Genomic DNA, 26,827 nt, shown 5'->3' with positions numbered 1-26,827 from the left:
CCAACTCCGGTCGACCGCCTTGCGTGGGATCGGAGTAGGCGCTAAAGCGCCAACTCCGATCGACAAATGGAGACTCGCCCATGACTGCCCGCCTGCCCATCGACGGCACGCCTGCTCTCGCCGATTACCGGCTATCCGACAACCTCACCGCGACGCGCGGCCGGATCTTTCTGACCGGCACGCAGGCGCTCGTGCGCCTCGCCTTGATGCAGCGCGCGCTCGATCAGGCGCGCGGCCTGAATACCGCCGGCTTCATCAGCGGCTATCGCGGCTCGCCGCTCGGCATGGTCGATCAGCAACTGTGGAAAGCGAGCACGCTGCTCGCCGCGAGCGACATCCGCTTCCTGCCCGCGATCAACGAGGAACTCGGCGGCACCGCCGTGCTCGGCACGCAGCGCGTCGAAGCAGACCCGGAGCGCACCGTCGAAGGCGTGTTCGCGATGTGGTACGGCAAGGGCCCCGGCGTCGATCGCGCCGGCGACGCGCTCAAGCACGGCAACGCGTACGGCTCGTCGCCGCACGGCGGCGTGCTGGTGGTGGCGGGCGACGATCACGGCTGCGTGTCGTCGTCGATGCCACATCAGAGCGACTTCGCGATGATCGCGTGGCACATGCCGGTCGTGAATCCGTCGAACATCGCGGATATGCTCGAATTCGGCCTGTACGGTTGGGCGCTGTCGCGCTTCTCGGGTGCGTGGGTCGGCTACAAGGCAATCTCGGAGACAGTCGAATCGGGCTCGACCGTCGATCTCGACGCGCTGCAGACCGACTGGACCGTCCCCGAAGATTTCGCTGCACCGGCGGGCGGCCTGCACAACCGCTGGCCCGATCTGCCGAGCCTCACGATCGAAGCGCGTCTGCATGCGAAGCTCGACGCGGTGCGCCACTTCGCGCGCACGAACAGCATCGACAAATGGATCGCGCCGAGCCCGCAGGCGAACGTCGGCATCGTCACCTGCGGCAAGGCGCATCTGGACCTGATGGAAGCGCTGCGCCGGCTCGACCTGACCGTCGCCGATCTCGACGCGGCCGGCGTGCGCATCTACAAGGTCGGGCTGTCGTTTCCGCTCGAAATGACGCGCATCGACGCGTTCGTCTCGGGCCTCGCCGAAGTGCTCGTGATCGAAGAGAAAGGCCCCGTGATCGAGCAGCAGATCAAGGACTATCTGTACAACCGCACGCAAGGCACGCGACCGGTCGTGATCGGCAAGCATGCCGAGGACGGCACGTTGCTGCTGTCGTCGCTCGGCGAACTGCGGCCGTCGCGCATCCTGCCCGTGTTCGCGAACTGGCTCGCGAAGCACAAGCCCGCGCTCGATCGCCGCGAGCGCGTAGTCGATCTGGTCGCGCCGCAAATCCTCTCGAATGCCGCCGACAGCGTGAAGCGCACGCCGTACTTCTGCTCCGGCTGCCCGCACAACACCTCGACGAAAGTACCGGACGGCTCGATCGCGCAGGCCGGCATCGGCTGCCACTTCATGGCCTCGTGGATGGAGCGCGACACGACCGGCCTCATCCAGATGGGCGGCGAAGGCGTCGACTGGGCCTCGCATTCGATGTTCACGAAAACGCGCCACGTGTTCCAGAATCTCGGCGACGGCACCTACTTCCACTCCGGCATTCTCGCGATCCGCCAGGCGGTCGCCGCGAAAGCGACGATCACCTACAAGATTCTCTATAACGACGCGGTCGCGATGACGGGCGGCCAGCCCGTCGACGGCAGCATCTCGGTGCCGCAGATCGCGCGCCAGGTGGAAGCCGAAGGCGTGTCGCGCTTCGTCGTGGTCAGCGACGAGCCCGAGAAATACGATGGCCATCACGGCCAGTTTCCGAAGGGCACGACGTTCCACCATCGCAGCGAAATGGACGCCGTGCAGCGCGAATTGCGCGACACCGACGGCGTGACCGTGCTGATCTACGACCAGACCTGCGCGGCCGAAAAACGCCGGCGCCGCAAGAAAGGCGAATTCCCCGATCCGGACCAGCGGCTCTTCATCAACGAGGAAGTCTGCGAAGGCTGCGGCGATTGTGGCGTGCAGTCGAATTGCCTGTCGGTCGAGCCAGTCGAAACCGCGTTGGGACGCAAGCGCCGCATCGATCAATCGTCGTGCAACAAGGACTATTCGTGCGTGAACGGCTTCTGCCCGAGCTTCGTCACGGTCGCGGGCGGCAAGCTGAAAAAAGCGGCCGGCGTCGCGTTCGATCCGCAAGCACTCGCCGCGAGTGTCGACGCGCTGGCGCTGCCCGCGACGCAGCTCGATGCCGCGCCGTACGACATCCTCGTCACGGGCGTGGGCGGCACCGGCGTCGTGACGGTCGGCGCGCTGATCAGCATGGCCGCGCATCTCGAAGGCAAGAGCGCGTCGGTGCTCGACTTCATGGGTTTCGCACAGAAGGGCGGCTCGGTGCTGTCGTTCGTGCGCTTCGCCGCGCGCGACGAATGGCTGAACCAGGTGCGCATCGACACGCAGCAGGCCGACGTGCTGCTCGCCTGCGACATGGTGGTCGGCGCGAGCGCCGATGCCTTGCAGACGGTGCGGCATGGCCGCACGCGCATCGTCGTCAACACGCATGCGATTCCGAACGCGAGCTTCGTGCAGAACCCGGACGCGACGCTGCATGCCGATGCGCTGATCGACAAGATGCGTCACGCGGCCGGTGAAGAGCGCATGTCGACCTGCGACGCGCAGGCGCTCGCGACGCGTTTTCTCGGCGACACGATCGGCGCGAATATCCTGATGCTCGGTTTTGCATGGCAGCTCGGTCTCGTGCCGGTGTCGTTCGCGGCGATGATGCGCGCGATCGAACTGAACAACGTCGCCGTGCAGATGAACCAGCTTGCATTTTCGATCGGCCGCATGGCCGCCGCCGATCCGGCCGGGCTCGAATCGCTCTGGCAGGCACGTCATGCGCCTAAGCCGGGCGTGCGCGTCGATACGCTCGACGAGCTGATCGCGCATCGCGAAAGCCGCTTGCTCGCCTACGGCGGCGCGGCGTATGTGAAGCGCTATCGCGCGCTCGTCGATGCGGCACGCCGCGCCGAAAGTGCGGTCGACACCGCGAGCGAACGCGTGACGCGCGCGGTCGCGACCACGTTCTACCGGCTGCTGGCGGTGAAGGACGAATACGAAGTCGCGCGCTTGCATACCGATGCCGCGTTCCGCGAAGCACTCGAAGCGCAATTCGAAGGCGTGGCCGGCAAGGACTTCAGCATCAGCTTCAACCTCGCGCCGCCGACACTCACGCGTGCGCAAGCGGGCGTCGCACCGCGCAAGAAAACCTTCGGTCAATGGATGTGGCCGGTGCTCGGCATGCTCGCGAAGTGGCGCGGTCTGCGCGGCACGCCGCTCGATCCGTTCGGCCGCACGCTCGAACGCAAGATGGAGCGCGAACTCGCGAGCGATTACGAAACCACGTTGCAGCGCGCGCTCGCGAAACTCGACGCCAGCCATCTCGACGACATCGCCAAACTCGCCGATCTGCATGCGCGCGTGCGCGGTTATGGTCACGTGAAGCTGGCGAATCTCGCGGGCATGAAGCGCGCGGAGCGTGAACTCGCGACACGTCTCGGCATCGATGCGGCGACGGGTGCCGCCGTGAAGAAGTCACTCGAAGAGATGAAAGGCGCCGGGCAGTTGCGCGGGATTCCGGTGGTGGTCGCGAAGTAGGTCGCGGCGCGCTGGCCGATTGTCATGCTGGGTTGCGTTGGGTCACGTTGCATCAAGCCGGGCCACGTTGGGTCACGCGAGCATGGCCGCGCCGCAACGAAAAGCCGCTTCGGTTCAGCGCCGAAGCGGCTTTGTTTCTGGCTCGCGATTCTGCACGCGTCAGCGCGCCACCGCATCGAGCAGCGCCCTCGCCTGCACCACTTTCGCGGCCTCGACGGGCGCAAGCCCGTGGCCATTCACGCGCACGCCCGAGCCGAAATGCACAGCCTCGACGTGCGTCTCGCTCACGAAGTCCGCCACCGCCTCCAGCGTCAAACCGGCGCCGGCGAGCACCGTGCACGGCGAGCCGTCCGCTTGCCGCACGAGTTCGCGAATCACGGCTTGCGCCTGCAACACCGACGGTTTTCCGCCCGACGTCAGCACGTTTTTCACCGCCTCGACACACAGCAGCACGTCGAGCGCCTCGCGCAGATCGCGCGCTTCGTCGAATGCGCGGTGAAACGTGACGTCGAGGCCATCGGCGGCTTCGCAGGCACGCGCGAGACCTTCGCGGTCGATCGCGCCAGCGGCGTCGAGCATGCCGATCACGATGCCGTTCGCGCCCGCCGCCTTCACCGCACGAATGTCGCGCAGCATCACCGCGTAGTCGTCGGCGTCGTAGACAAACGAGCGGCTATGCGGCCGCACGATCACGTTGACGGGAATCGCGACCGCGTCGACCACCGCCTCGATCAGCCCGACGCTCGGCGTGAGGCCACCCTCGCCCATCGCGGTCACGAGTTCGAGACGGTCGGCGCCGGCCCGCGCGGCAACGCGCGCATCGGCGACGGTCGTGGCAATCACTTCGAGCAGCACGGGCATGAGCGCAACCTGGTGTCGTTGAAAGCGACATCATCGCAGAAGCGCGCTCAGCGCTCTTCGTCCACCCAGTCGATATCGCCGCACAGCACGCAGATCTGCTCGCCGACTCGCGTCGCCACCGACAGCGTCACGCACGGCAACGCCTCGTTGATCGACAGATACGGCCGCGTCACGTGCACGCGCTCCGGCGCATTGATCGCGGCGCTGAAATACGGCCGGCGCAGCCAGTTCGCGCCCTGCGCGTCGGCGAGCGGCAGAAAGCGCGTTTCGTGCGCCGCGCGGTCGGCGCGCAGCACGACGTTGCGGCCCGCCTGCCGGCCCTTCGCGTCGAGCAGGAAACAGCGCGCGGCGTGATCGAGCGCGAGGAAATTCCAGCACACTTCGTCGAGCGGTTCGCCGGCGGCCAGCCGCTCGGCGGCACGCTCGAACGCGCGCAGATACGGCGCGAGACGGCTCGCGCCGCGCCGCTCGCGCGCTTCGGCCTGCTCGCGATAACGCTCGGTGACTTCGCCGATGCACGCCGCCGCCTGCGCGGCGTCGGCCACGCCCGGATTCGGCCGGCCGAAGAAAAAGCCCTGCACGAAGTCGGCGTTGCAGGCGAGCGCCATCTGCGCTTCGTGCTCGGTCTCGACGCCCTCGATCAGCACGAGCTTGCCCGCTTCGTGCAAGAGCGCCACGAGGCCCGGCAGGATCGTCGCCATGTCGGGGCGATGCGCGGCGTGCGAGAGCATGACGCGGTCGAGCTTCACGATGTCGGGATTCAACTGCCAGATCCGCTCGATGTTCGAATGGCCGGCGCCGAAGTCGTCGAGCGCGATCAGGAAACCGCGCTCGCGAAACTGGCGCACCGCATCCGCGAGCCGTTCAAGGTCGTCCGCGCTCTGTTCGAGCACTTCGAGCACGATGCGCCGCGGCGACAGATCGAGCCGTTGCAGGCTCGCGAGCAGCGCCGCGGCGAGATACGGATCGGTCAGCACGCCGGGATGCGCGTTGAGGAACAGCCATTCGCGCTCGGCGCCGAGCACCTTGAAGTTTTCCAGATGCAGCGTCTGCGCGAGCCGGTCGACCTGCAGCGCCTCGCCGACCCGCGCGGCGGCGCCGAATACGTCGAGCGGCGAGACGGCGCGATCGAGCGCGTCATGCGCGCGCAGCAAGCCCTCGTAGCCGACCGCGCGCATGTGCGACAGGCTGAAAATCGGCTGGAAGACGCTCGTCAGCGTCAGCTCGCCATGCTGCACCGAATAGCGTTGCAGGCCCGAGGCCACCTCGACCTCGAAGCCGTGCGGCATGCTCGCCGCCCTGTCCTGTTGCTCAATCGTCATGCCGTCCTCTCGCGCCGGAGCCGGTTCTAAAAATGTGCGTCATCGGCAGCGGTTAAGCAAGCTCCATGCGCACGCTGGCCCACAAAGCGCTGTCATCCGGCTGACCGGACGCACCGCCGACACGGCCCGTGCGCCGCGCATGGGCGCGGCGCGCACCGTTGCGGTGCACGACTCGATGCGCATTTAGGGGCTGCCTCGCGCGCCGGCGGGCTACACTCGACCCTGCGCCTTGCGTGGCCTTGCTTGTGGCCTTGCTTGTGGCCTGTGCTTGCGGCTCCTGCTTGCAGCCCTTGTGGTGCGAACGGTGGCCGCACGTAACGCGCGGCGGCGCACCTGCCACACCTGCCACACCTGCCACACCTGCCACACCTGCCACACCTGTCGCCCCTGCCGTGCCACCGCCACCTGAAACGCCCTCGTTCATCTGCCCGGAACACCCGATGGAAATTGTCTTCACCGTCCTGATCCTGTTGCTCGCCGTTGCCGCTTCCGGCGTGCTGACGCACGCGCTGCCGTTCAACCTGCCGTTGCCGCTCGTGCAGATCGCAATCGGCGCGCTGCTCGCGTGGCCTCGCCTCGACCTGCACGTCAGGTTCGATCCGGAAATCTTCATGCTGCTGTTCATTCCGCCGCTGCTGTTCGCGGATGGCTGGCGCATCCCGAAGCGCGAATTCTTCATGGCGCGCCGCGCGATCCTGATGCTCGCGCTCGGCCTCGTCTTCATGACGGTGCTCGTGGTCGGCTATTTCGTGCACGCGCTCGTGCCGGAAATCTCGCTGCCGGTCGCGTTCGCGCTCGCCGCGGTGCTGTCGCCGACCGACGCGGTCGCGCTCTCGGGCATCGCCGGCAAGGGCAAGATTCCGGGACAGCTGATGCACATCCTCGAAGGCGAGGCGCTGATGAACGACGCATCCGGCCTCGTCGCGCTGAAGTTCGCGATCGCGGCGGCGCTGACCGGCGCGTTTTCGCTGCGCGACGCCTCGGTCAGCTTCGTCATCATCGCGCTGGGCGGCCTCGCGGTCGGCGCGGCGGTGAGCGCGATATTCAGCTTCGTGTCGGCGCGCTTCCTCTCTCTCGTCGAAGAGGGCGACCCCGCCCCCGGCATCGTGATGACGCTGCTGATTCCGTTCGCCGCCTACCTGACCGCCGAGCGCTTCGATCTGTCGGGCATCCTCGCGGCGGTGGCGGCCGGCATGATGATGAACTACGCAAGCATCGCGAATACGTGGCAGGCGACCTCGCGCGTGCGGACCACGAGCACATGGACGATGATCGAGTTCGTCTTCAACGGCATGGTGTTCATCATGCTCGGGCTGCAGTTTCCGCACATCCTCGGGCGCGCGCTGCTCGACGCGCACGAGACCGACGACGCGCAGGTCGCGCTGCTGATCGGCTACATCGTCGCGGTGGCGTTCGCGCTCTATGCGATGCGCTTCGTGTGGGTATGGCTGCTGCGCTGGTTCGCAAGCCGCGGCGCGGCCAAGCAAGGCGTCGCGAACGCGGTGCCGGGGCTGCGCATGGTGTCGGTCACGACGGTGGCCGGCGTGCGCGGCGCGGTGACGCTGGCGGGCGTGCTGTCACTACCGGAGCTGCTGCCGAACGGCACGCCGTTGCCGGGGCGCGATCTGGCGATCTTCATCGCCTCGGGCGTGATCCTGCTGTCGCTGCTGGTGGCGGTGGCCGCGTTGCCGCTGCTGCTGCGCGGCTGGCGGCGCGGCAAGGACCCGCACGCGGCCGAGGAAGCGCTCGCGCGCACGCTCGCCGCCCAAGCCGCGATTCGCGCCATCGACGATATTCACGATACCGAGTGCGCGGACCTCGAAGAATCGGCGCAGGCGTATGCGACCGACGTGACCGCGCGCGTGATGGACCTGTACCAGCGCCGCCTCGCGACGCTCGACTGCGAACAGGAACCGCGCGAACTCGCGCGGCGCGCCGACGCGCTCGAATTCCACATGAAGCTCTCGGCGATGCGCGCCGAACGCAAGGAATTGCTCGAATTGCGCAGCAGCCAGCAGATCAACGACGAGACGCTGAACAAGCTGATGCGCGAGGTGGATCTGTTGGAGACGGCGCTGACGGCGCGCAAGAGGTAGCGGCTCGGGCGCCTGGGTGACGGCGGCGGCCGTCGGGCCGCTCGCCGGCTCCGATATCGGCAAGGCCGGCTGTGCGCGCTGAGCGGCGCGGGCCGTCACCGACGGCGAGCGGCAGCCAGCGCCGCCGGCACCACCCAGAAGAAGCTCAGGCCACCGGCCCTTGCATCGGCTTCCTTCTCAGAAGCGCATACAGGATGATCGCGCCGAACGTCGCGGTGCCGATGCCGCCAAGCCCGAAGCCGCCGAGCTTCAGCGAGAAGTCGCCGGCGCCGAGCACGAGCGTGACGGCCGCGACGATCAGGTTGCGGTTATCGGAGAAGTCCACCTTGTTGACGACCCAGATGCGCGCGCCCGTCACCGCGATCAGCCCGAACACGACGATCGACACGCCGCCCAGCACCGGCCCCGGAATCGTCTGGATCACCGCGCCGAATTTCGGCGAGAAGCCGAGCACGAGCGCGATCAGCGCGGCGATCACGAACACCAGCGTCGAGTAGATTTTCGTCACCGCCATCACGCCGATGTTCTCGGCGTAGGTCGTCATGCCGGTGCCGCCCGCGAAACCGGACACGATCGTCGCGAGCCCGTCGCCGAGAAACGCGCGGCCGACGTAGCGGTCGAGGTTCTGCCCCGTCATCGCGCTGACCGCCTTGATGTGGCCGAGATTTTCGGCGACGAGGATCACCGCGATCGGCGTGAGCAGCGTCATCGCGTGCGGGTCGAACACCGGCGACATGAAGTGCGGCATGCCGAACCACGCGGCGTTCGCGACGATCGCGAAGTCGATCGGCTTGCCCATGCCGAGACCGTTGGTGACGATCGCGTAGATCGCGTAGGCGAGCAGCAGGCCGATCAGGATCAGGAGACGCTGCAGCATGCCGCGCGTGAACACCGCGACCGCGCCGACGCACAGCACGGTCACGAGCGCCATCCACGAATCGAAGTTGCTGCCGCTCACGCCGTGCACGGCGATCGGCGCGAGGTTCAGGCCGATCACGCAGACGATCGCGCCGGTCACGACCGGCGGCATCAGCGTTTCGATCCAGCGCGTGCCGACCGCCGAGACGATCAGCCCGACCACCGCATACGCGACGCCGCACGCGATGATGCCGCCCAGCGCCACCGGGATGTTCTGATTCGCGCCGTGGCCGCCGTAGCCGGTCACCGCGATCACGAGGCCGATGAACGCGAAGCTCGAACCGAGATAGCTCGGCACGCGGCCGCCGACCAGCACGAAGAACAGCAGCGTGCCGATCCCCGACATGAAGATGCACAGGTTCGGATCGAAGCCCATCAGGAGCGGCGCGAGCACGGTCGAGCCGAACATCGCGACGACGTGCTGGATGCCCATCGCGAACATCTGCGGCCATGCGAGCCGTTCGTCGATGCCGACGATGCCGCCCTCGGCGGCGGCAGGCTGGCGGCGCCAGCGGGGGAAATAGGATTCGGCCATCGCGGGGGTTCTCCTCTTGGTCGGCTCGGTGTGGGTGGGGTGTGCGCCGCACGGCGGCATCTCGCGCGCGCGGGCGGGGTCCAGCAAAGTCACGCGCGAGTTTACGGAGCGCAATCAGGACTGGCAAGCGCCGTCGGCGCGCGCCTCAGCTTACGCCGCGCCCGTCCGTGGCCGGCGTCGCTGCGGCGCCGTTCGCCGCCGCCGTGTCGGCCGACGCGCGGTCCATCATCACGCGGTTGCGGCCCGCATCCTTCGCGCGGTAGAGCGCCTCGTCGGCGGCGTCGACGAGCGCGCGGCGCGTCGCGAGCGCCGTGCCGTACGCGGTGGCCGCGCCGACGCTCACCGTCAGGACGTGGTGCACGCTCGCCACGTGGCGGCATTGCAGTGCCTGCACCGCCGCGCGAATCTGCTCGCCGATGCACCGCGCGCCGGCCGAGTCGGTGTCCGGCAGCAGCACGGCGAACTCTTCGCCGCCGTAGCGCGCGGCCGTGTCGCCGGGGCGCCGCACGTTTTGCGCGATGCAGCGCGCCACGCCGATCAACGCTTCGTCGCCGGCCGAATGGCCGTACAGGTCGTTGAAGTCCTTGAAGTTGTCGACGTCGATCAGCAGTAGCGAGAGCGGCCAGCCGTTGCGCTGCGCGCGGCGCCATTCCTCGCCCACGTGTTCCTCGAACGCGCGGCGGTTGTTCAGCCCGGTCAAGCCGTCGGTGCGCGCGAGTTCGCGCAGCTCTTCCTCGGCCGCGCGACGCAGGCGCAACTGGTACGCGAACAGGATCGCGAGCGCGATGATCGTTACGTCGAGCCCGGCGATCAGCGTGCCGATGATCCACGCGCGCCGCCGCCATTGGACATAGATGTCGTTGGTCGACAGCGCAACGTCGAGAATCAGCGGATAGATGTCGATATGGCGGAACGCGTACCAGCGCTCGACGCCGTCGATCGCCGCCGTGCCGAAGAAGTCGCCGCTCGGCTGCTGGACGAAACGGGAATAGTTCGCGGTGCCGGTCAGGTTGATGCCGATCGTTTTCAGATCGTAAGGACGGCGCATCAGCATCGTGCCGTCGTTGAGCATCAGCGCCATCGAGCCGCTCGGCCCGAGCTTCATGCCATCGAACAGGCGGTGAAAATACGTGAGGCGCATGGTGCCGACCACCACACCGCCGAAGCTGCCGTCCGGCTGCGTGATGCGCCGGCTCAGCGCGATGCGCAGGTCTTTATCGCTGACGCTACCTTCGGGGCCGAACGGATGGCTGATGAAGAGGCCGGCATCCGGCTTATCGCGATGCACCTTGAAGTAATCGCGGTCGGCGAAATTGCCCGGCTGCGGCTCGGTCGTACGCGAATCGAAGCGCACGTTGCCGCGGGCGTCGAGCACGAACACCGAGCCCATGTCCTTCGCGCTGATCGAGCCGTCGAACAGCACCATCTGGCGAATCGTCGGCGGCAGTTCGAGCACGCCCGGCTGTTCGAGTCCGTCGATCACCGCGCGCAGCGACAGGTCGTAGATCTCGAGATTGCGCGACACGTCGCGCTCGACCAGCAGCGAGACGTTGTCGACCGAATCCTGCGCGCGCCGCAAGGCGTCGTCGCGCATCTGCGCGAGCAACCAGACGGCGATCGCGAGAATCGCACCCGCTAGCACGATGCTGATCGCAATCACGGCGTTCGGTCGGCGCGTCACCATTTGCTGTTCGTTTTAAACCTGCGCTCGACCACGCGCGTGAACGGTATTGGCCGCGTCCCGCGCGAATCTCCGGAGTACGCGTCCCCTGAACCGGTAGGGTAGCAGACGCGAGCGCCCGCCATGACGCGAAGACGCATGATTTTGCGAACTGGCGCCGGGGCCGGCCGTGGGCGGCAAGCGCGCCAAGCCACGCAAAGGCCGTGCAAGGCCGCGGCGGCCCGCCGTCGGGGGCTTCGGGCGACCGTCGGGCCGTTTTCGGGCCGTTTTCCGGCGCTCGCCCCGCCACCTTCCAGCCGCCTGACTGAGCGCCTTCCGGGCCGCCCGCGCGCCTGTCCGGCCGCCGTCGAATTATCCGGATAGCGAATGCAAATTGGCCGGATAGTTCGCCTCGCCACTTGGGTATTCAATCGAGCCTGTCACGTTCAAACGATTGGACACAAGGAGAGAGACCTCATGAGCGAAAAGCGCAGCGCCAGCCAATGGCGCGAATTCGTTAGCGGCTGTCTGGACTTCCGCCCGGCGGAAGGCGTCTACCGGATTGCCCGCGAAATGTTCACCGAGCCCGAGCTGTTCTCGCTCGAGATGGAGTACATCTTCGAGAAGGCCTGGATCTACGCGTGCCACGAAAGCGAAATTCCCAACAGGAACGACTTCCTGACGATGCGCGCGGGCCGCCAGCCGCTCATCATTTCGCGCGACGGCGCCGGCAACCTCAACGCGATGATCAACGCGTGCCAGCACCGCGGCGCCACGCTCACGCGCATGACGAAGGGCAACCAGTCGACCTTCACGTGCCCCTTCCACGCCTGGTGCTACAAGAACGACGGCCGCCTCGTGAAGGTGAAGGCACCCGGCGAGTACTGCGACGACTTCGACAAGTCGGCGCGCGGCCTCAAGAAAGCGCGTATCGCGAGCTACAAGGGCTTCGTGTTCGTGAGCCTCGACGTCGACGGCACCGACACGCTCGAAGACTATCTCGGCGACGCGCGCCTCTTCTTCGACATGATGGTCGCGCAGTCGCCGACCGGCGAGCTCGAAGTGCTGCCCGGCAAGTCGACCTACACGTTCGACGGCAACTGGAAGCTGCAGAACGAAAACGGTCTCGACGGCTATCACGTGAGCACCGTGCACTACAACTACGTGGCGACCGTGCAGCATCGCATCGAATCGAATGCGAAGAACGGCGGCAGCGGCGAAAGCGCGAGCGGCACGCTCGACTACAGCAAGCTCGGCGCCGGCGACCACGAAACCGACGACGGCTGGTTCGCGTTCAAAAACGGCCATAGCGTGCTGTTCAGCGACATGCCGAACCCCGAAGTGCGTCCCGGCTACGCGAGCGTGATGCCGCGCCTCGTCGAAGCCTACGGCGAAGGCAAAGCCGAATGGATGATGCACCGGCTGCGCAACCTGAACGTCTACCCGAGCCTCTTCTTCATGGACCAGATCAGCTCGCAGCTGCGCATCGTGCGGCCGCTCGCCTGGAACAAGACCGAGATCATCAGCCAGTGCATCGGCGTGAAGGGCGAGTCGGCGAAGGATCGCGAGAACCGCATCCGCCAGTTCGAAGACTTTTTCAACGTGTCCGGCATGGGCACGCCCGACGACCTCGTCGAATTCCGCGAGCAGCAGCGCGGCTTCCAGGCACGGCTCGAACGCTGGAGCGACATCTCGCGCGGCCATCACAAGTGGGCCAGCAGCGCGACCGCGAACACGACGCTGCTCGGCATCGCCCCGAACCTGACCGGCACCGAACTGACCCACGAAGGGCTCTACGTGAACCAGCACGGCACATGGCGCGACACGATCCTCAAGGGCCTCGACCAATCCATCGCATCGCAGGGAGAACAGGCATGAGCCAGCTCCAGCACGCCATCGAGCAGTTTCTGTATCTGAAAGCCGATCTGTGCGACCGGCAGCAATGGGACGACTACCTCGAACTATTCGATCCGCAGAGTGTGTTTCACGTACCGCAGTGGGATTCGGAACACGTCTACACGACCGACCCGAAGCAGGGCATGTCGCTGATTTACTACTCGGACCGCTCCGGTCTCGAAGACCGCGTGTTCCGTCTGCGCACCGGCAAGTCGGCCGCGTCGACGCCGCTGCCGCGCACCATGCATCAGATCAGCAACGTGCGTCTGAGCGAGCGCGCGGATGCGGGCGTCGAGGCCAACGTGAACTGGTCGACGCTCTACACGCGCCACGGCTCGACCGACTACTTCTACGGCCGCGCGGTGTACGACCTGCGGCCGTCGGGCGATAGCTGGAAGATCACGCGCAAGCACGTGCTGCTGCTGAACGACCACATCAACGCGGTGCTGGACTTCTACCATCTGTAAGCGGGAGCACGACGATGAAACATAAAGTCGCATTGAGCTTTGCCGATGGCAAAACCGCGTTCTTCGACGTGAGCCCGAACGAGCTGCTGCTCGATGCGGCACTGCGCCACGGCGTGAACATTCCGCTCGATTGCCGCGAAGGCGTGTGCGGCACCTGCCAGGGCCGCTGCGAATCGGGCGACTACACGCTCGATTACGTCGACGAGGAAACGCTCAGCGAGGCCGACCTCGCCGAGCGCAAGATCCTCTCGTGCCAGACGCGCGTAAAGTCGGATGCGTCGTTCTATTTCGACTTCGACTCGACGCTGTGCGAAGGCGCGGGCACGAGCACCGTGTCGGCGCGCGTAGTCGGCGTCGAACTCGTGTCGGCGACGACCGCGGTTCTGCGTCTCGATGCGAGCGCGCATGCCCGTCAGCTCGATTTTCTGCCGGGGCAATACGCGCGCGTGAAGGTGCCCGGCACCGAGGACTGGCGTTCGTACTCGTTCGCGAATCATCCGAATACGCGCAACGATTTGCAGTTTCTGATTCGCCTGCTGCCCGACGGCGTGATGAGCAACTACCTGCGCGAGCGCTGCAAGGTCGGCGACACGGTCGAATTCGAGGCGCCGCTCGGCGCGTTCTATCTGCGTCAGATCGAGCGTCCGCTCGTGATGGTCGCGGGCGGCACGGGACTCTCCGCGTTCCTCGGCATGCTCGACGACATTTCTGCGAAGCGCAATTGCGCGCATCCGGTGCATCTGTACTACGGCGTCACCAATGCGGCCGACCTGTGCGAAACTGGGCGCATCGACGGCTACAAGGCGAGCATCGAGGGCTTCGCGGTCGAAACGGTCGTGATGAATGCCGTGCCGGAATGGTCGGGCAAGACGGGGCTGATCCCCGAACATTTCGACCGTTCGTTCCTCGAAGCAAATGGCTTCGACATGTACGTATGCGGGCCGCCGCCAATGGTCGAAGCGATCAAGACCTGGCTCGCCGAGCAAGGCATTCAGGACTACCGGCTGTACTACGAGAAGTTTGGCGAAAGCAACGCGCGGTAAAGCGCGTGATGTGACGCGGCTTCTTCCGTCGCGCTCCCGCTGCGGTTCTGTTTGCAGTTGTGTTTGAGTGTGTGTTTCTTTTGCGTCCCGTTCCGTCGTCGCAAGGCGATCGGACGGGACGATTCCATTTGGCAAAACGCTGACGGCGAATGCGCGAGTGTCAGGCGAACTCGCGGCCGGCGAATCAGCCCCGCTTCACTGGCACGCGCGCCGCGCGCTTGAGCGTATCGGACGGCGACTCGCCGAACATCGCCTTGTACTCGGTCGAAAAGCGGCCGAGATGCGACATCCCCCAGCTCAGCGCAACCGATGAAATATTGCGCACCGAACGGTCTTCGAGAATATCGCGCCGCACCGATTCGAGCCGGTAGCGCTTCAGATAGGCAATCGGCGCACAGCCGAAATACTGCCGGAATCCGTCGAACAGCTTGAAGCGCGACACCCCCGAGGCGCGCTCGATCTCTTCGAGCGTGATCGGCTCGCGCGCGTTGTCGTGAATGAACTGGCGCGCCTTGATCAGGTAATGCGGCGGCGTCACGGCCGACGCATTGGCGAGTTGCGCCGAGTAGTTGTGCGGCTGCGACAGCAGCAGCCCCTTGAGCAGCGTCAGTTCGAATTCGCTCGACATATAGAGCTGCCCGAGCGCCCCCGCGCGTTCCATCTCGCCGGCGAGAAACTTGACCATGCGCCACCACGTGCCCTGCTCGCCGGCCGCCGCGTCCATGTCGGGCTGGAACACGAGCGGCGCGTCGAGCGGACGTTGCAGCATCGTCTGCAGCACCTGCTGAAGCGCGGCGCGCGGAATCGCGACATGCAGCTTGCGGCAATTGCCGGTGATGGCCAGGTCCTGCGACTCCTGCGGACTGACGATCAACCCGCAGTCCTGATCCGACAGCCATGTCTTGCCGTGCGCGGCCAGTTCCTGCTGCCCGACCATCGGCAGGCTCACGCTATAGCAGTTCAGCGGACTGTTCTCGCGCACCGCGACCGTGACGTCGGTGCCGTACTCGACAAAGCCGAGCGTCGTCGCCATCGACCGCAACACGGTGCCCGACTGGTGAAACCGCAGCCGCTCCGGCCGGCTGACCTGCAGACCGTGCGGACCGCAGATCGAAGCCATCCATTCGCGCGCGCCGTCCAGGTCGCTTAGCGCGGCGCGAATATCTCGACTGACGGAATCCGGTATTGATCGCATGGGTGGAAACGAACTAGCCGGCATTCGCGCAGCGACGGGTTCGTTCGTCGGGAGGCAACCACAAGCGCGCGAAACCGGGGAACGAAGGGTTTCAGCAAGACTACCTCAACCTCGGCCGATCGGCGTAAACGAACACAAACAAACGCTGCACGGCGATGGAACCGGACGAAGCCCCCCGCGCTCCTCGACTTCAACGCCCGCCCCGCTGCAATCAGATCGAAAGGTCGGGTTTTCATCATGCGCCTAAATAGAAGCAAGGCCGCACAATTTTCCACCTCCTTCAGCCATCGCGGGCAAGCGTGCGCAAAAAATTCCGATCTCTATCAAGTCCGGCGGCATCCGATCCGATAACCGGTAAATGGGATGCCCTCGCCGGTCAGCGCTCACGCGCAATGCCTGCCGGGGTATGACGTCAAGCCGTCGGGAAGTACGGCGTCCTCGTAGAAACGTTCCCATGTCCGGACCTGAGAGTCCATACGAATCGCTCGATGTTTCGTTATTGGAGAGAATAAAAGTGATCCTCAATCGCCTCACCATCAGAAGCAAGCTCATTGCCGGCTTCGGCATGCTTTCCTTGATCGTCGTCGCCGTCTCCGGGCTTTCGCTGAAAGCGCTAAGCGACTCGACCGATGGTTTCACCAACTACGTGCACGGCATCAATGCGCGCGCGGACATGGTCGTGCAGGTGCGAACGGCGATCGACCGGCGCGCGATCGCCGCACGCAATCTCGTGCTCGTGACCAAACCCCAGGACGTCGAAATAGAAAAGGCCGACGTGATGCGCGCGCACGAAGACGTGCAGGCGCACCTGAAACAATTGAACGAGATGATTGCGAACGCGACCGATACGTCGGAGAAGGCGCGCAGTCTCGTCGCCGAGATCAATCGCATCGAAGCGGCGTATGGTCCGGTCGCCACGCGCATCGTCAATCTCGCGCTCGCCGGCAAGCGCGACGACGCGGTCACCGACATCGACGACAACTGCCGCCCGCTGCTCGCCCAGTTGATCCGTGCGACCGATACCTATGCCGACTACACGCGGACCCGCCAGGAGCAGTTGATCAACGACTACGCCGAGCACTATCAGAATCAGCGCAATCTGCTGATCGCGATCTGCCTCGCCGCCATCGCGCTCGCGATCGTTTCGTGCTGGCTGATCTCGCGCGCGGTGACCGGACCGCTCGGCTTTGCGATCGACGTCGCACGCACGGTGTCGCAAGGCGATCTGCGCACGCGCATCAGCGCCGACGGCCACGACGAAACCAGCAAACTGCTCGGCGCGCTACGCGAGATGAACGAGCGGCTCACCATCATCGTCACTCGCGTGCGCGACAGCAGCACGAGCATTGCCGGCGCGGCACGCCAGATCGCGGCGGGCAACATGGACCTGAGCCAGCGCACCGAACAGCAGGCCGCCTCGCTGCAGGAAACGGCGTCGAGCATGGAGGAACTGACGTCGACGGTCAGACAGAACGCCGATAACGCGCAGCAGGGCAGCACGCTGGCGGCGAACGCGTCGTCGGTCGCGCAGAAAGGCAGCGTGGTGGTCGGCCAGGTCGTCGACACGATGCAGCAGATCAGCGATAGCTCGACGAAGATTGCGGACATCACCGGCATGATCGAAGGCATCGCGTTCCAGACGAATATCCTCGCGCTGAACGCGGCCGTCGAAGCGGCTCGCGCGGGCGAACAGGGACGCGGCTTCGCGGTGGTCGCGAGCGAAGTGCGCAGCCTCGCGCAACGCTCGTCGAGCGCGGCCAAGGAGATCAAGGATCTGATCGCGAACTCGGTGGACCGCATCCGCGACGGCTCGGCGCTCGCCAGCGAAGCGGGCAAGACGATGAGCGAAGTCACGCAGGCCGTCGCGCGCGTAACCGACATCATGGCGGAGATCGCGGCAGCATCGAGCGAACAGAGCCGCGGCATCGAGCAGGTGAATCTCGCGATCACGCAGATGGACAACGTCACGCAGCAGAACGCCGCGCTCGTGGAAGAAGCCGCGGCCGCATCGCGCTCGATGGAAGATCAGGGGCAGCAGTTGAGCGAAGCGGTGGCGTTTTTTCAGGTGGTGAATAGCGGCGGGATGGGGGCGGGTGCTGCGGCTCCGGTTTATGGGTCTGCGCATGCGTCCGGTCATGTGTCGGCTCATGCTCCGGCGTTGGCTCAGCGTAGCGCGATGCCGAGGCGGGAAGCGTTGGCGACAACGCAACGGGCCACGCGAGCGACGGGCGTGGCGCCGGTCGCGGCATTGGTGGGGGCGAATGGTGTGGGGAGTTCGGTTGGGGTGTCGGCGGTGTCTGTTGCGAGCGCTGATGACGGGTGGGATAAGTTCTGAGTGAGGTTTGCCGCGCGGTCTGCCTGAGGAGTTAGGGATCGGTGCGGCTCCGCGGCAACGCGTTGATAGGCGGTTGCCGATTTCCGTGTGTAGAAGTGCAAAAACCGGCGCGAGGCCGGTTTTTGCACTTAAGGAGGCGATGGAGAAAATGCCCCCGGCAGTCGACGGAACTCATGATTCCGGAATGGAAACAAAAACCCCGCGAGCCTTACGCTACGCGGGGTTTCGGGATTTCTACGGACCTGCCTGGAATATCGAGTGGTGGAGAGGAGGAGGATCGAACTCCCGACCTTCGCATTGCGAACGCGACGCTCTCCCAGCTGAGCTACCCCCCCAACATTCAAACAATTCTAGCACAGCCATTTTCCCTTTTGCCAAGCCTCACCGCTCGGGAAAACCTCATCTGGACGGCGCGCCCGCCAGCACCCAGTCGACCACCGCGCGGATGTCCGCATCGCTCATCGATTGATGCGCCGGCATCGGAATCATGCCCCACACGCCGGAACCGCCGTCCTTCACCTTGCGCGCGAGTTTGGCCGGCGCTTGCTCATCGCCCTTGTATTTCGCGGCGATCTGCTGGAACGACGGGCCGACGAGCTTGCGATCCACCGCGTGGCAACCCATGCACGCATTCGCATTGGCGACCAGCTGGCCGCTCGGCGCGTCAGCCGCATACACGGCCGGGGCCGACACGCTCGCCAGCGTTGCCGCCGCGCCCAGCATCAGCGCGATGCGGGCGCGAGCCATCGCGCGCATCACGGCGTCGCCTTCGGATTACCCGGATGCACCGACGTCGAGTTGCTCACCGGCGCCGGCGCCTGCTGGTCGAGCGGCCGTGCGCTCACCGACGAATCGGGAATCGCGCCGACCGTCGGTTCGCTCGCGTCGGGCTGCGACGCCACCGCCGGCGTCGCCGCGGCGGTGGCCGCCGCCGCGGCTTCCTGCGGCTGGATGTACTGGAACACCTTCACGACCTGCACGACGCCCGGCACGCGGCTCGCGACGTCCGCACCGCGATTGCCCTCGTCCATCGTGACGAGGCCCATCAGATACACGTTGCCGCGCTCGGCCACCACCTTGAAATTGTTCGCCGAAATGTTCTTCTCGGCGATCAACGCGGTCTTCACGCGCGTCTCGAGGTAGGTGTCGTTGGTGCGCGACGAGAACGAACTCGCCGGCATGATCGCCAGTTCGTTGACGATCGTATTGACGTTGTTCAGACCACGCACGATGTCCTCGGCGCGCTGCTTCGACGCATCGCCCGCGACCTCGCCGGTCAGCAGCACGCGGCGGTTGAACACCGCGACGTTCACATGCGCGCTGTCCGGCAGATTCTGGCTGATCTGCGCCAGCGCCTTCACCTGCAACTCGCGATCCTCGGTCTGCGCGCCGAGCGTGCGGCGGTCGGTCGCCATCAGCGCGCCGCCGCCCGCGGCAGCCCCGACGGCGAGAAAACAGCCTTGCAGCGTCGCGGACAAACCCGCCGCGAACCCAACCACCAGCACGGTTCTCACCAGTGTCTTCTTGACGCGGAATGCGCTCATCAACTAGCTCTCCTTCGGAATCGGTCTCAGTCTTCGCCGAGCAACATGGCATCGATGCCGTCGCACAGGCAATGGATGGTCAACAGGTGTACTTCCTGGATACGCGCGGTGCGCTCTGACGGCACGCACACGTGGATGTCGGTGTCGCTCAACACGTCCTGCACGCGTCCGCCGCCCTTGCCGGTCAGCGTGACGACGATCATCTCGCGCTCATGCGCGGCTTCGATCGCGGCGAGCACGTTCGCCGAATTGCCGGACGTGCTGATCGCGAGCAGCACGTCGCCGGGCTGGCCGAGCGCCCGGACCTGCTTCGAATAAATCTGCTCGAACGAGTAGTCGTTGGCGATGGCGGTGAGCACCGAGGTATCGGTGCTGAGCGCGACAGCCGGCAGACCCGGCCGTTCGCGCTCGAAGCGGCCGATCAGCTCGGCCGCGAAATGCTGCGCGTCGGCGGCCGAACCGCCGTTGCCGCACGCGAGGATGCGATTGCCGTTGGCCAGCGCGGCGAACATCGTGTCGATCGCCGCGGCGATCGGCATCGACAGGGTTTCGAGGGCTTCGAGTTTGACTGCCGCGCTGTCGCGGAAGTGTTGTTGAATGCGTTCGACTGACATCGAGTCTCTATCTTCTACCGCGAATGGACCGCACGATGCGGCCGTGTTGTGAAGTCGTATTGCCGGGCTGCGCGCCGCTCGCGTGCCGACGCGATGCCGGCAGTGCGCCACGGGTGTGCGTCCGGCGACATACCGCGTGGGCGCGGAAAACATCATGAAACACGCTGCTTCCCACATCGCACCCTAGGTTGCTCCGGCTGCCCGTCTCGCGGACGGCGCCTCGTGCGCGCAACCGCGAGCGCAAGTTTATCGCACTCACGCGCGTTGCCCGCGCGAGCCGTCAGACGTCGTCGACGCGAAACGCATCGCGCAACCAGACGAGCCGGCCGCCGTCGAACGCGATCACATCGAAACGGCACGCGGGCTGCTCGCGCGAACCGTGGCTTCTCGCGGCCCTGGCGGCGCTCGTCGCGAGGTAGTGTCGCGCCGCGCGCACGATGCGCTGCCTCTTGTGCCAGCCGATGCTGGCTGCCGCGCCGCCGTAATGACGCTGCGCTCTCGCGCGAACTTCGACGAACACGAGCGTGCCGTCGCGATCGCTCATCACGAGATCGATCTCGCCGCCCCGGCACGCGACGTTGCGCGCGACGAACCTCAGGCGCTGACGCTGCAGAAACTCTTGCGCACGCGCTTCGAAAGCCGCGCCGACCGTTTTGGACCCGCGAGGTGCGGAAAAGTTGTGCGGGGTGGCGGCCGCGCTTTTGGGCTTCGAGGACTCCGCGGCGATTCGCGGGGCGTTTGTGGTCGTGCTGATTGCGGCGGTTGCCGTGGTTGCCGTGGTTGCCGTGGTTGCCGTGGTCGCCGTGGTCGCCGTGGTCGCCGTGGTCGCAGTGGTCGCAGTGGTCGCAGTGGTCGCAGCGATTCGCGGCGCAACTGTCCACAGCCGGTCTCGCGCCTCGCCGTGCACCGCATCCGGCGTCTTTGCCGCCGCGCACACCTGCCCCGCTCCACCGGGCCCACGCGCCCCCACATGGCACAATGGCGGCCTCGTTCCGTCTGTTTGCGTCGTCTGTCTCATGACTCCTCTCTCCGAACTTGCGCAAGGGCAGCAATACCCTGCCGCCGCGCTGTATGTGGTGGCCACGCCGATCGGCAACGTCGCCGACATCACGCTGCGCGCGCTGCACGTGCTCGGACTCGCGGACCGCATCGCCGCCGAGGACACGCGCAACACCGGTCAACTGCTCGCGCGCTACGGCATCTCGAAGCCGCTCGTCGCCGTGCATCAGCACAACGAGCGCGCGGCGGCGCAGCGCGTGATCGAGCATCTGCAAGCGGGCGAGCGTGTGGCCTACGTGTCCGACGCAGGCACGCCCGGCATCTCGGACCCGGGCGCGAAACTCGTCGACGCCGTGCGCGAAGCCGGCTTCGCGGTCGTCCCGCTGCCCGGCGCCAGCGCGCTCGCGACTGCGCTAAGCGCGGCCGGCGACTGGGTCGCGACGTTCTCGTTCCTCGGCTTCCTGCCGCCGAAGCCGAAAGCGCGCGCCGCGGCGCTGCAATCCCTCGCGAAGCATCCTCATGCGATGGTGTTCTACGAAGCGCCGCACCGGATCGTCGAAACCGTGCAGGCACTCGCCGACGCGTTCGGCGGCGCACGCCGGCTGCTGATCGCACGCGAATTGACGAAGTTACATGAAGCGCTGCACCGTGGCACCCTGGCCGAAGGGCCAACGTGGCTCGCCGCCGATCCGAACCGGCAGCGCGGCGAATTCGTGCTGGTGGTCGAAGGCGCGGCGCCGGAAGCGGCGGGCGAGCACGATCACGACGCCCTGCTCGGCATCCTGCTGGAAGAGTTGACGGTGAGCAGCGCGGCCAAGGTCGCGGCCGCGCTCACGGGCGCGTCGCGCAACGCGCTGTACACGCGGGCGCTGGCGCTGAAGGAAGAGAAACCCGAGGCCTGATGCCCAGAGAAGTTCGAGGGGCCTGATAAAAGAACAAGGCCGCACCCTGAGCTACACCCCGCAAAGTTGGACATCGTCGATCCAAGCGTTTGCGAGAGCGCGGTTCATGGTGCGGCCCTGCGTTTTTCTACAGCCCTTCTTGAGGCGGGTGTGCCGGCTCCTTAAAGCAACCTCGAGCAACCTCGACAACCGCCCCATCGCGCGGCGGCACGCGCCGCGCTCACCTGCATTCACCCGCGTATTACTTGCTCGCGTCCGAATCCGAGTCCGACGCCAGCGTCTCGTTCATCTCGGCGCGCGCTTCCTGCTGCGTGAGCCCGACGATCTGCACGCGGGCCGTACCGCTGTGGCGCATGTCGAGCGCGGAAGCGGCCGCCATCGACAGATCGATCACCCGGCCACGCGCATACGGACCGCGGTCGTTGATCCGCACGACGACGGAGCGCGAATTGGCCGGATTGGTCACGCGCACGTAGGAGCCGAGCGGCAGCGTGCGATGCGCGGCCGTCAGCGCATGCATGTCGTAACGTTCGCCGTTGGCGGTGCGGCGGCCGTGGAAGAAGCGGCCATACCACGACGCGCGTCCGGTCTGACGAAAGCTGGAAGCGTCGACGCCATCGTCGCCCAGCGGCTTGGCGTCGGCGAGCGGCGTGCTGGCCGCGCTTGGGCTCGAAGCCGGCGCGCTGCCGAACGATTGTGGTCCGAGCGTGGTCAAGCGTGCGGTTTGGGTACTGATCGGCGTGTCGCTTGCGGACGTGTCGCCCGCGCCCGGAGGCGTGGCACAGCCGGCCAGTACAAAAAAGGCAAAAAGAGTCCCCAGACCACGGGATAACCGAGTTTTCATAAGACGTGCAAACACAATGTCGAGTCGCATCACGCGATAAGCGAGGCGTGTGTTGCCTGCGACTCCGGCGGTAGGGACGACGACGCGCCGCGCGAATCGGCGCAGTACGTCAAAGCCCGGATGCGGCTCACTGAGCCGCTACCGCACGGTTAATTTTCACGTCTGGCGCAACCTGTCCCCGGCAGCCTGACCAGACCCCACATGCCGCCAACTGAACGTGGCAAACACGTTCTTGCGCGCGCAGGAACGGCGGCGTAGGCCCCACCCAGCGTCACGGAAGTTAGGTCCGTAGCAGGCGCGCGGCGCCTGGCTGGGCAAGACGTGTGCATCGAACGCATCGATACTGGATGGCCGTCGACAAACCGACAGCCCTTACTTGAACGGCGAGCGGCGTACCCTTTTTCGCCAGGAACGCATCGCCTTGTGGCAGCACAAACTTCTGTGCATGGGCGGCATTATACCGAAAACCCGGCGAGCGGGCCAAAAGTCACGCAAATCATTGATTAATCGTCACATTTAATGCAGGAATGGGTAGACGAAAGCACGCCCCGAGCCCTTGCTGGCGGCGCTTTCCGGCGGCACCGGCGAGAGCCGGGAGACCGGTACAATCAACGTTTTCCCGCGCGCCGCCGAGCCCGTCCAGCCATGAAAGTCACCCTGATCCCCGTCACGCCGTTCCAGCAGAACTGCTCGCTGCTCGTTTGCGAAGCCACCGGGAGGGCGGCCGTCGTCGATCCGGGCGGCGATCTGGAAATCATCCGGGGGGAGATCGCGCGTCAGAACGCGACGGTCGAAAAAGTTTTCCTGACGCACGGACACATCGATCACTGCGCGGGCGCGAAGACGCTCGCCACGCATTACCGCGTGCCGATCGAGGGCCCGCATCCCGACGAGCGCTTCTGGCTCGACCAGTTGCCCGCCCAGAGCACGCGTTTCGGTTTTCCGGCCGCCGGCGCGTTCGAGCCCGACCGCTGGCTGCACAACGGCGAGACCGTGGCGTTCGGCGACGAAACCCTCGAGGTCTACCACTGCCCGGGGCACACGCCGGGTCATGTGGTGTTCTTCAGCCGGGCGCACCGGCTCGCGCTCGTCGGCGACGTGCTGTTCGCCGGCTCGATCGGCCGGACGGATTTTCCGCGCGGCAACCATGCGGACCTGATCCGCTCGATCCGCGAACGGCTCTGGCCGCTCGGCGACGACGTCACGTTCGTGCCGGGCCACGGTCCGACCTCGACGTTCGGCGCCGAACGCCGCACCAATCCCTATGTTGCCGATGGGGTCAGCGCCGAGGTGAACCCATGAGCCGGGAAATCTACGTCAGCACCGATGTCGAGGCGGACGGCCCGATCCCCGGTCCGCATTCGATGCTGAGCTTCGCGTCCGCCGCGTACACCGAAGACAAGCAACTGATCGGCACCTTCTCGGCGAATCTCGAATTGCTGGAAGGCGCGGCGCCGCATCCGGTGCAGGAAGCATGGTGGAAAACGCAGCCGGACGCGTGGGCCGCCTGTCGCCGGGACCTGCAAACGCCCGCCGCAGCGCTCGCCGCCTACGTCGACTGGGTCGAGGCGCTGCCGGGCAAGCCGGTGTTCGTCGCGATGCCGGCCGGCTTCGACTTCACCTACATGTTCTGGTACATGATGCGCTTCGTCGGCCGCTGCCCGTTTTCGTGGTCCGCGCTCGACATCAAGACGCTCGCGTTCGCGATGACCGGCCTGCCGTACCGCAAGAACATCAAACCGCGCTTTCCGAAACACTGGTTCGACGATCATCCGCATACGCACGTCGCGCTCGACGACGCGATCGAACAGGGCGCGCTGTTCTGCAATATGCTCAGGGAATTGCGCGCGAGCCAGCTGGCACTGGCGGCGGGCACGAGGAATGACGGGGACGACTCAGGGCAAAATGCCGCCGTGCAACCGGCAAATTAGGTAATCTGCCTCGCGGGAACCGTTTTACATTGCGTTTCGTTTTCGCGCCCTCTACCATGCGTTGATACGGCGACGCTAACGGAGGCGCAGTTGACACTCGATACGTTCTCACAAAAGATCCTGCGCCTGCTCCAGCTCGACGCACGCCGTTCCGTGCAGGAAATCTCCGACCAGGTCGGCCTGTCGAGCACGCCCTGCTGGCGGCGGATCAAGGACATGGAGCAGTCGGGCGTGATCCAGCGCTATACGGCGCTGCTCGATCGCGAGAAGCTCGGCCTGCACGTCTGCGCGCTCGCGCATATTCATCTGACCCGTCACACCGAGGGCGGCGTCGAGCAGTTCGAGCGCGAAATCGCGACTTGCCCCGAAGTGACCGAGTGCTACAGCACGACCGGCGAATCCGACTATATCCTCAAGATCGTCGCGCCCGACATCAAGGCGTACGACAGCTTTCTGCACGAGCGCATTTTCAAGATTCCCGCCGTCGCGCAGGTGCGCACGAGCGTCGTGCTGCGCGAGATCAAATTCGATACGCAGTTGCCGTTGTGAGAGGCTAATGCGGCGGAAACGCCGCGAAGGGCTCGGGGCTCGGGGCTCGGGGCTCGGGGCTCGGGGCTCGGGGCTCGGGGCTCGGGGCTCGGGGCTCGGGGCTCGGGGCTCGGGGCTCGGGGCTCGGCAGGAACCGAAATCAGTCGGCGTGGTGAGGTTCCGAGGCTTTGGCCTGATCGACCGCTGCACTGCCCGGCTTCTGCGCCCGCGCATCATCCGGCGCCACCGCCACGTCCCGCTGCAGCAGCACATCCAGCTTGCGCGCGCCCAGACGGCGCTTGAGCGCGTCGAGATCGACCCGATCGAGCGCGTGCGCATCGCGCTCCAGCGCACCGGACGCAATCGCCGCACTAGCACCACCCACACTGCCGGACGCCGCCGGCAAGATCACCTCGACATCGAGCCCCGTGCTCAGGTAGTGAAGGTTGATCGTCGCGGCCTGCAAGCCGCCGGCCGCGAGCGCCGCGTTGACCTCGGCGGCCACGCGCTCGCGCGGCGGCAAACCGACAGGCGGATGCGCAACGGCATCGTTTTCCGGATCGACGTGGATCAGCGCGTCGAGCACGCGGTTGTCGCTGAGCACGCGCAAGCGCGCCGACTCCGCGATGTAATGCCCTTCCGATACCGAAATCAGCGGATCGACCAGAATGTGCGCATCGACGAGCGCAAAGTCGCCCATCTTGCGCGTGCGCATTTCGTGGACGTCGCGCACACCGGGCGTCGAGAGCAGCAACGCGCGCATGTCGGCGGTGGCGGTTTCGTCGAGCGCGCGATCGGACAGGTCTTGCAGCGCGTCCCAACCGAAGGTCCAGCCCATGCGCGCCACCATGAAGCCGACGATCGCCGCCGCGATCGGATCGAGCAGCCGCACGCCGGCGAGACTGCCGACCACGCCGATCCCCACCACCAGCGACGACGCCGCATCCGAACGCGCATGCCACGCGTTCGCGATCAGCATCGCCGAGCGCACGCGATTCGCCTCGCGCAGCATGTAGCGAAACAGCGCCTCTTTCGAAACGAGCACGAGCACCGCGACCGCGAGTGCGCTCACCTGCACGGCGGGAATGTTTTCAAGATTGGCCAGGCGCGTACCGGCACGCCATAACATGCCGACGCCGACCGAGATAAGCAGCGCGCCTAAAAATAATGAAGCCACCGTTTCATAACGGCTATGTCCGTAATTGTGATCCGCATCGGGCTTTGCGCCGCTATGCCGATTGGCAATCAGCACGACAAAATCGGAAATCAGATCAGCAAGGGAATGGACGCCGTCGGCAACGAGCGCCTGCGAGTGCGCCAGCGTTCCGATCGCGACTTGCAGCGCCATCAATACCGTATTGACGGCAATACTCGCAAAAGTACTTTTACGCGCAACGCGCTGTTTCTCAGTCGATTGGGCGATGTCAGCGGACGGCATCTTGAAAAAGGAGAGGTTCAATCTCTTTATT

The 26,827-nt window shown here is 65.9% G+C and carries 21 protein-coding genes and 1 tRNA gene; 10 read left to right on the top strand and 12 right to left on the bottom strand.

Translation table 11 applies throughout. The features are described 5' to 3' along the window. Nucleotides 1–80 precede the first annotated feature (80 nt). Nucleotides 81–3,668: an indolepyruvate ferredoxin oxidoreductase family protein gene (locus tag F3J20_RS05095; protein ID WP_167042283.1), complete on the top strand. Its 3,588-nt coding sequence runs from the start codon at nucleotides 81–83 to the stop codon at nucleotides 3,666–3,668. A 159-nt stretch (nucleotides 3,669–3,827) separates the two neighbouring features. On the opposite strand, the gene F3J20_RS05090 is transcribed toward F3J20_RS05095, so the two are convergent. Together F3J20_RS05090 and F3J20_RS05085 are read right to left on the bottom strand one after the other, a co-directional pair. Continuing rightward, nucleotides 3,828–4,529 (bottom strand): copper homeostasis protein CutC, encoded by a 702-nt coding sequence (locus F3J20_RS05090; RefSeq protein WP_167282283.1) that lies wholly within the window; start codon nucleotides 4,527–4,529, stop codon nucleotides 3,828–3,830. Between the two features lie 47 nt (nucleotides 4,530–4,576). After that, complete coding sequence (locus F3J20_RS05085) at nucleotides 4,577–5,851, bottom strand: EAL domain-containing protein (RefSeq protein WP_167042279.1); 1,275 nt, start codon at nucleotides 5,849–5,851, stop codon at nucleotides 4,577–4,579. A gap of 440 nt (nucleotides 5,852–6,291) precedes the next feature. Between F3J20_RS05085 and F3J20_RS05080 the strand changes: the two genes are divergently transcribed. Then, nucleotides 6,292–7,947 carry a Na+/H+ antiporter gene (locus tag F3J20_RS05080; protein ID WP_167042277.1) on the top strand — a complete coding sequence of 552 codons (1,656 nt, stop codon included), beginning with the start codon at nucleotides 6,292–6,294 and terminating at the stop codon, nucleotides 7,945–7,947. Between the two features lie 145 nt (nucleotides 7,948–8,092). On the opposite strand, the gene F3J20_RS05075 is transcribed toward F3J20_RS05080, so the two are convergent. Further along, on the bottom strand, nucleotides 8,093–9,400 hold the full coding sequence (locus F3J20_RS05075; protein WP_167042275.1) for a solute carrier family 23 protein: 1,308 nt from the start codon (nucleotides 9,398–9,400) through the stop codon (nucleotides 8,093–8,095). A 145-nt stretch (nucleotides 9,401–9,545) separates the two neighbouring features. After that, a complete protein-coding gene (locus tag F3J20_RS05070; RefSeq protein ID WP_167042273.1) occupies nucleotides 9,546–11,084 on the bottom strand; it encodes a sensor domain-containing diguanylate cyclase in 1,539 nt (512 codons plus the stop codon). A 453-nt stretch (nucleotides 11,085–11,537) separates the two neighbouring features. Between F3J20_RS05070 and antA the strand changes: the two genes are divergently transcribed. Genes antA through antC form a run of 3 tightly spaced genes read left to right on the top strand, consistent with a single transcriptional unit; the run spans nucleotide 11,538 to nucleotide 14,466 of the window. After that, nucleotides 11,538–12,938, top strand: coding sequence for an anthranilate 1,2-dioxygenase large subunit (antA, locus tag F3J20_RS05065; RefSeq protein ID WP_167282281.1), 1,401 nt, complete (start codon nucleotides 11,538–11,540; stop codon nucleotides 12,936–12,938). After that, complete coding sequence (gene antB, locus F3J20_RS05060) at nucleotides 12,935–13,423, top strand: anthranilate 1,2-dioxygenase small subunit (protein ID WP_167042270.1); 489 nt, start codon at nucleotides 12,935–12,937, stop codon at nucleotides 13,421–13,423. Before antA ends, antB begins: the two co-directional genes overlap by 4 nt. Before the next feature lie 14 nt (nucleotides 13,424–13,437). Next, nucleotides 13,438–14,466, top strand: coding sequence for an anthranilate 1,2-dioxygenase electron transfer component AntC (gene antC, locus F3J20_RS05055; RefSeq protein ID WP_167282279.1), 1,029 nt, complete (start codon nucleotides 13,438–13,440; stop codon nucleotides 14,464–14,466). A 184-nt stretch (nucleotides 14,467–14,650) separates the two neighbouring features. Here antC and F3J20_RS05050 read toward each other — a convergent pair whose 3' ends face one another. Further along, nucleotides 14,651–15,586: an AraC family transcriptional regulator gene (locus F3J20_RS05050; RefSeq protein ID WP_240162702.1), complete on the bottom strand. Its 936-nt coding sequence runs from the start codon at nucleotides 15,584–15,586 to the stop codon at nucleotides 14,651–14,653. Between the two features lie 589 nt (nucleotides 15,587–16,175). Here F3J20_RS05050 and F3J20_RS05045 point away from each other — a divergent pair. Continuing rightward, the gene (locus tag F3J20_RS05045; RefSeq protein WP_345889840.1) at nucleotides 16,176–17,996 is read left to right on the top strand and encodes a methyl-accepting chemotaxis protein; all 1,821 of its coding nucleotides are present in this window, start codon (nucleotides 16,176–16,178) and stop codon (nucleotides 17,994–17,996) included. Nucleotides 17,997–18,255: 259 nt separating this feature from the next. On the opposite strand, the gene F3J20_RS05040 is transcribed toward F3J20_RS05045, so the two are convergent. The 5 genes from F3J20_RS05040 to F3J20_RS05020 all read right to left on the bottom strand — a co-directional run bounded on the left by F3J20_RS05040 (nucleotide 18,256) and on the right by F3J20_RS05020 (nucleotide 20,881). After that, nucleotides 18,256–18,331: transfer RNA gene (locus tag F3J20_RS05040), tRNA-Ala, on the bottom strand. A gap of 64 nt (nucleotides 18,332–18,395) precedes the next feature. After that, nucleotides 18,396–18,752, bottom strand: coding sequence for a c-type cytochrome (locus F3J20_RS05035; protein WP_167042262.1), 357 nt, complete (start codon nucleotides 18,750–18,752; stop codon nucleotides 18,396–18,398). Next, entirely contained in the window at nucleotides 18,752–19,540 is a 789-nt protein-coding gene (locus tag F3J20_RS05030; RefSeq protein WP_167042259.1) for a BON domain-containing protein, read from the bottom strand. Before F3J20_RS05030 ends, F3J20_RS05035 begins: the two co-directional genes overlap by 1 nt. A 26-nt stretch (nucleotides 19,541–19,566) precedes the next feature. Further along, nucleotides 19,567–20,154 carry a phosphoheptose isomerase gene (locus tag F3J20_RS05025; RefSeq protein ID WP_167042257.1) on the bottom strand — a complete coding sequence of 196 codons (588 nt, stop codon included), beginning with the start codon at nucleotides 20,152–20,154 and terminating at the stop codon, nucleotides 19,567–19,569. Nucleotides 20,155–20,434: 280 nt separating this feature from the next. Then, nucleotides 20,435–20,881, bottom strand: coding sequence for a YraN family protein (locus F3J20_RS05020; protein WP_167282349.1), 447 nt, complete (start codon nucleotides 20,879–20,881; stop codon nucleotides 20,435–20,437). Nucleotides 20,882–21,170: 289 nt separating this feature from the next. Here F3J20_RS05020 and rsmI point away from each other — a divergent pair, with 289 nt between their 5' ends. Further along, entirely contained in the window at nucleotides 21,171–22,055 is an 885-nt protein-coding gene (gene rsmI / locus F3J20_RS05015) for a 16S rRNA (cytidine(1402)-2'-O)-methyltransferase (protein WP_167282274.1), read from the top strand. A gap of 241 nt (nucleotides 22,056–22,296) precedes the next feature. Here the strand turns inward: rsmI and F3J20_RS05010 are convergent, their stop codons facing one another. Beyond that, entirely contained in the window at nucleotides 22,297–22,929 is a 633-nt protein-coding gene (locus F3J20_RS05010; protein WP_167042253.1) for a septal ring lytic transglycosylase RlpA family protein, read from the bottom strand. A gap of 615 nt (nucleotides 22,930–23,544) precedes the next feature. Here F3J20_RS05010 and F3J20_RS05005 point away from each other — a divergent pair. The 3 genes from F3J20_RS05005 to F3J20_RS04995 all read left to right on the top strand — a co-directional run bounded on the left by F3J20_RS05005 (nucleotide 23,545) and on the right by F3J20_RS04995 (nucleotide 25,379). Next, nucleotides 23,545–24,201 (top strand): MBL fold metallo-hydrolase, encoded by a 657-nt coding sequence (locus tag F3J20_RS05005; protein ID WP_167042251.1) that lies wholly within the window; start codon nucleotides 23,545–23,547, stop codon nucleotides 24,199–24,201. Next, nucleotides 24,198–24,830: an exonuclease gene (locus F3J20_RS05000; RefSeq protein WP_167282272.1), complete on the top strand. Its 633-nt coding sequence runs from the start codon at nucleotides 24,198–24,200 to the stop codon at nucleotides 24,828–24,830. The genes F3J20_RS05005 and F3J20_RS05000 overlap by 4 nt, the downstream gene beginning before the upstream one ends. 90 nt (nucleotides 24,831–24,920) lie before the next feature. Continuing rightward, nucleotides 24,921–25,379: an Lrp/AsnC family transcriptional regulator gene (locus tag F3J20_RS04995; protein ID WP_012431468.1), complete on the top strand. Its 459-nt coding sequence runs from the start codon at nucleotides 24,921–24,923 to the stop codon at nucleotides 25,377–25,379. A gap of 139 nt (nucleotides 25,380–25,518) precedes the next feature. On the opposite strand, the gene F3J20_RS04990 is transcribed toward F3J20_RS04995, so the two are convergent. Next, nucleotides 25,519–26,796 carry a cation diffusion facilitator family transporter gene (locus tag F3J20_RS04990; RefSeq protein WP_167282347.1) on the bottom strand — a complete coding sequence of 426 codons (1,278 nt, stop codon included), beginning with the start codon at nucleotides 26,794–26,796 and terminating at the stop codon, nucleotides 25,519–25,521. Between the last annotated feature and the right edge of the window lie 31 nt (nucleotides 26,797–26,827).

This window comes from Paraburkholderia sp. Cy-641 (assembly GCF_011752945.1).
Taxonomy (GTDB): domain Bacteria; phylum Pseudomonadota; class Gammaproteobacteria; order Burkholderiales; family Burkholderiaceae; genus Paraburkholderia.
The sequence above is the reverse complement of the archived record's forward strand: the minus strand, read 5'-3'. Positions and strand labels throughout refer to the sequence as shown.